4 protein-coding genes are annotated in these 5,329 nt (G+C 40.0%); 2 read left to right on the top strand and 2 right to left on the bottom strand.

The genetic code is table 11. The features are described from left to right. On the top strand, window positions 1–193 hold a 193-nt coding region (locus FJR06_RS24050), incomplete at its 5' end, for a hypothetical protein (RefSeq protein WP_217359793.1). Window positions 194–256: 63 nt separating this feature from the next. Here the strand turns inward: FJR06_RS24050 and FJR06_RS18190 are convergent. Both FJR06_RS18190 and petH read right to left on the bottom strand, forming a co-directional pair. Further along, window positions 257–1,546 (bottom strand): homoserine dehydrogenase, encoded by a 1,290-nt coding sequence (locus tag FJR06_RS18190; protein ID WP_168651973.1) that lies wholly within the window; start codon window positions 1,544–1,546, stop codon window positions 257–259. Between the two features lie 131 nt (window positions 1,547–1,677). Further along, window positions 1,678–3,069 (bottom strand): ferredoxin--NADP reductase, encoded by a 1,392-nt coding sequence (gene petH, locus FJR06_RS18185; protein WP_015080197.1) that lies wholly within the window; start codon window positions 3,067–3,069, stop codon window positions 1,678–1,680. A gap of 830 nt (window positions 3,070–3,899) precedes the next feature. On the opposite strand from petH, the gene FJR06_RS18180 reads away from it, so the two are divergent. Continuing rightward, the gene (locus FJR06_RS18180; RefSeq protein ID WP_168651972.1) at window positions 3,900–4,901 is read left to right on the top strand and encodes a phosphoribulokinase; all 1,002 of its coding nucleotides are present in this window, start codon (window positions 3,900–3,902) and stop codon (window positions 4,899–4,901) included. Window positions 4,902–5,329 lie beyond the last annotated feature (428 nt).

Raw genomic sequence — 5,329 nt, 5'->3', positions numbered from 1 at the left:
ACAGGGAATTTATTCCCTGACGGGTGTGGAAGCCAAACAAATAAGCCGTGTTAAGTATACATCATCATCCCATGATGTTTCGCTAAAAAACGCAAAAACGCCAACGGGAAAAAAGAGATTTATGGTATTGACAAACAATTTTAAAAATGTTATCATGAATTTGATAAGGAAGAACTATCTTATTGTTAATTAATAATAGAATGACAATATCCCCGACTTCTCAAAGAAGTCGGGGATATTTTGATCTTTTTATGTTTCAAAGCACTCGCAACACGCTAGGAATACTGTCTATTGATTCCATTGCTTGAATTTCTGCCAAAGCTTCTCTAAAGTCCCCTTCCCGGACATTGTGGGTAACAACGACAATCTCGGCTAGTTCTCCCTGAAAACCAGTTTGGACTACTGACTCTAAACTCACGCCATAATTGCCAAAACAAGTTCCCAATCTCCCAATGACTCCCGCTTGGTCTTTGCTGAGGAAACGGGCATAAAAACGGGTTATTAACTCGGTAATGGGGGTAATTTGCGAGTAATGTTGATGTCTACAAGCGAGGAGAGAATTTGGTTTCGTGGTATTGGTTTTGAGGGTAGCAACAAGATTTAAGATATCTGATGATACTGCACTAGCGGTAGCCCCAGCCCCAGCCCCAGGACCGAATAACATCACTTGTCCTATCGGTTCTCCCTCGATCAGAATAGCGTTATAAACACCGTTAATACTAGCTAAAGGGTGGCTGTGGGGAACTAGGGTAGGATGAACTCTCACGGAAAGTTGGGAGTTATCTTCATCTAAATGTTGAGCTATTCCTAGTAATTTAATTACGAATCCTAATTTAGCAGCATAGGCAATATCTGTTTTTGTAACTTGACGAATTCCTTCACAATGGACATCTTCCCGATTGATTCGCCCGTCAAATCCTAAAGATGCCAAAATAGCAATTTTATCTCCAGCATCTAAACCATCCACATCCGCTGTCGGGTCAGCTTCAGCATAACCTAATTTTTGAGCATCTGCTAAGACATGATCAAATTCACTACCTTCTGTTTGCATCCTGGTGAGGATATAGTTGGTTGTGCCATTGACAATGCCCATGATAGCGCTAATGCGATTAACGCTTAAAGATTGTTTCAGGGGTTGAATTACAGGAATACCGCCACCAACGGCAGCTTCTAGCAGCACATAGACACCTGCTTCATTAGCAGCGGTGAAGATTTCAGCACCAAATCGAGAAATTACGGCTTTATTGGCGGTAATTACGTGCTTACCATTTTTAATAGCTGCCAACATGAGTGTGCGGGCGGGTTCTAATCCCCCCATTAACTCTACAACTATATCTACGGCTGGATCATTAACAATGGCTTCTAAATCCGTAGTTATCACCTCTGATGATAATTCTACAGCTCTGGGTTTCGTGAGCGATCGCACACCCACCCGATATATTTCAATTTCCTGTAACAGCGGATGACGACCTACTTTGTCTTGCAACAATTGAACTGTCCCCGTTCCGACTGTACCTAATCCAAGTATTCCTAATTTAACAGCCACAGATTTTGCACCCACATGAAATTTACATAAAACAATTGTAGGCAGAGCCATAAGCCCTACCTACTAATTATCTGCTTTTAATTGTCTAATAACCAATGACCAATAACAAATGACCACTGACCAATAACAAATTAGTATGTTTCTACGTGCCAGCGGTGGGCTTTCTTGAGGTTTTTTTGGTAATCACTCCAAACTACACCTTCTTTGGCCGCAGCAGCACTTAAAGCTGCATCAATACCATCTTCCATACCGCGCAAACCGCAGATGTAAGTGTGGGTTTTTTCGTTTTTAATCAACTGCCACAATTCATCAGCGTGTTCCGCAACTCGGTCTTGGATATACATTCTGCCACCTGCGGGATTATTTTGTTCCCGGCTGATAGCATAGGTAAGACGGAAGTTTTTGGGATATTTCTCTTGCATTGCTTCCAATTCTTCTTTATAAAGAATATTGGGAGATGTTGGCACACCAAACAGCAACCAAGAAAATCCTTTAAATTGATATTCTGGGTTAGCTTTTCTTTCTGCATCCTTAAACATCCGCCACAGGTAAGTCCGCATTGGTGCAATCCCTGTACCTGTTGCTAACATGATTACATTAGCTTCAGGATCTTCAGGTAATAACATTTCTTTACCAACAGGACCTGTGATTTTAACATCATCACCTGGTTTGATTTTAGTCAGATAGGTAGAACAAACACCATAAACTGTTTCACCTGTTTCTGGATGCTTGTACTCTAACTGACGAACACATAGGGATATTGTTTTATCATCGAGATTATCGCCGTGACGAGTAGAAGCAATGGAGTACAGTCTGAGTTTTTCAGGCTTACCATTTTTATCTACGCCAGGAGGAATAATCCCGATACTTTGACCTTCTAAATACCGCAAGTTGCCGGCAGATAGGTCAAACTTGAGATGTTGAACAATCCCAATTCCGCCCTCTTTAACTAAGGTTTCATTAGAAATACACTTACCAATAAACGGAGCATTAGGACGATAAATGTTCACAGGAACATCAGCATGAGCATCTTTTTTAGCTTTTGCTTGAGTCATGGTCTGGCCTTTTTTCTCCTTAGCTGGTGATTTAGCAAAGCCTTTAGCTTCACTAGCATTACTTACAGGTGTGGCTTTACCATGTTCCTCTTCATTAGCATTTACCTCAGCTTTAACTTCTGTGCTAACGGGAATGTCAGCAGTTGCTAATTCAACTATTTCGTTGACTGGCTGTGAATCTCTGCTAACTGTAATCTCAGCAGCTACCAATTCAACTTTGCCGTTGACTTGCTCTAAAGCTGTAACAGGTTGGATACTAACAATTTTACCGCCCAGGCGAGTGATCCGTCGCATTTCTTGATTCATGCGGTTGTAAGGTACTCTGATGAATACACTGCCACTTTTACGAATGGGGTAGTTGGTCTGATCAGTTTCTTCAGTCTGACGCAAACCCATCACTTCGTAAACGAAGACGCGGCTACCTGATTCTATATTGGCAGCACCCTCAACAGCACCTTGATTGTACATTCCTTATACCACTCCGATATTTACTTAACCGTTTATCAAAAAAAATCATTCCCATCCTTCTGCGAGCTTTAGTTTACCGGATTTTCGGATCACAAAACTAGCCATCTGGGAAAACAACATCATTCATCATGATGCCTTGCTCTGTCCACTCGCCCAAGACCAGTAGGTATGGCAAAAAACACACCTGTTCACCTTCTAAATTAGAGGATAAGTCTTTGCGAGAATGTTAATAGTGAATCACTTTAATCTTTTTTTCCGAAAATACATAGTTTGAGACTTGTCAAAACAGGATTTTATAGTATATTGGCACTACAAAAATCCTGGGTATGAGGACAAGCCTTTCCATTCAGAAAATATCCCTAAAGAGTATATTATAACCTTGTTTGGTTACTGAAATAAAACCACTTGTCCCATTCTAGCATGACAGTGCGCTAACCTATTTTTTTCCTTCTTTCTTCTGACTGGTCACTGAGCGAAGTCGAAGTCCTAACTCCTATTTTCTCTCAAATCTAAAAAAAATGTATCATCTGTGGCAGAATGTTAAACAGATAATTGCTAGAGAACTAAATTCTTTCTGAGCATAAGTCTTGTGAGAGTACACCCCTTCTGTTAAAATTTAGGGCAACACTAAGATTAAATACTTACCAGCTATAAAATTAGGCTAATTAGGACGAGTAACTGCTATAGGCGGATAAGTTATTTGTTTAAATCTGTCATCGTTATGCTGGATAGCCAGAACGTGGGACGATACTTTTGGGGTAAGCTCCTAGATTCAAAATCTGCTGTGAGAAAAATTATTGATTGACACATTTAGTATTTAGAGGGAATTTATGACTAAGCCGGAACGCGTGGTACTAATTGGAGTAGCCGGAGACTCTGGGTGCGGTAAATCTACGTTTTTGCGTCGGTTGATTGATTTATTTGGCGAAGAATTTATGACAGTTATCTGTTTAGATGACTATCATAGCCTAGATCGTAAACAACGTAAAGAAACAGGCATAACTGCACTTGATCCCAGAGCAAATAACTTTGACTTGATGTATGAGCAAATTAAAGCTCTCAAAGAAGGTCAAAAAATACATAAGCCGATTTATAACCACGAGACAGGTATGATTGATCCACCAGAATGGATTGAGCCAAATCATATTATCGTCGTAGAAGGGCTACATCCCTTGTATGACGAACGGGTAAGAGCGCTTCTAGACTTCAGCGTTTACTTTGATATCAGTGATGAAGTCAAAATTGCTTGGAAAATCCAACGGGATATGGCTGAAAGAGGCCACCGCTATGAAGATGTTCTCGCACAAATCAATTCTCGTAAACCTGATTTTGAAAAATTCATCGAACCACAAAGAGAATTTGCTGACGTGGTTCTGCAAGTATTACCCACAAACTTAATTAAAAACGATACAGAACGTAAAGTTTTGCGGGTACGGATGTTACAACGGGAAGATAAAGAAGGCTTTGAACCCAGCTACCTGTTTGACGAAGGTTCAACAATTCAGTGGACTCCTTGCGGACGCAAACTGACCTGTTCTTACCCCGGTATGCAACTTTACTACGGTTCTGATGTTTACTATGGTCGTTACGTCTCAGTTTTAGAAGTAGATGGTCAATTTGATAACCTCGATGAAATAATTTACATCGAAACTCATTTGAGCAAAACATCCACTAAATATCAAGGTGAGATGACTCACTTGTTATTACAACACCGTGAATATCCAGGTTCTAATAATGGTACTGGTTTATTCCAAGTATTGACAGGGTTGAAAATGCGTGCTGCTTATGAACAGTTGACAGCTAAGGAAGCACAACTAGCGGTTCAAGTCTAAAACAGCAGTTTGTGTCAAAAATTAGTGGAGGGAACATATTTAAATGTTCCCTCTTTTTTGTCTGAATCAGGATGTCCAGGATTTGAGGATTTGCAGGATTGTTATTTGGATATTATTTGATTGTGGCAGAATTAAGTGAATATTTTGTCTGAATCAGGATGTCCAGGATTTGAGGATTTGCAGGATGGTTATTTGGATATTGTTTGATTGTGGCAGAATTAAGTGAATATTTTGTCTGAATCAGGATGTCCAGGATTTCAGGATTTGCAGGATGGTTATTTGGATATTATTTGATATTAGTAGAATTAAGGATTATGATGATAAGTGGAAAAGAATATTTGGTAAATGCCTAAGAGGGTGTTTGAAAAGTTATGGTTGATGTATCAAATATTTTTACCCCACCCTAACCCTCCCCTTGTAAAGGGGAG

Source organism: Dolichospermum sp. UHCC 0352 (genome assembly GCF_009711925.1).
In the GTDB taxonomy this organism is placed as follows: Bacteria; Cyanobacteriota; Cyanobacteriia; order Cyanobacteriales; family Nostocaceae; genus Dolichospermum; species Dolichospermum lemmermannii.
The sequence above is the reverse complement of the archived record's forward strand: the minus strand, read 5'-3'. Positions and strand labels throughout refer to the sequence as shown.

Excerpts from the sequence above, each read along its gene's own strand:
- petH (WP_015080197.1), bottom strand. The coding sequence starts at position 3,069 with ATGTACAATCAAGGTGCTGTTGAGGGTGCTGCCAATATAGAATCAGGT.
- FJR06_RS18180 (WP_168651972.1), top strand. The coding sequence starts at position 3,900 with ATGACTAAGCCGGAACGCGTGGTACTAATTGGAGTAGCCGGAGACTCT.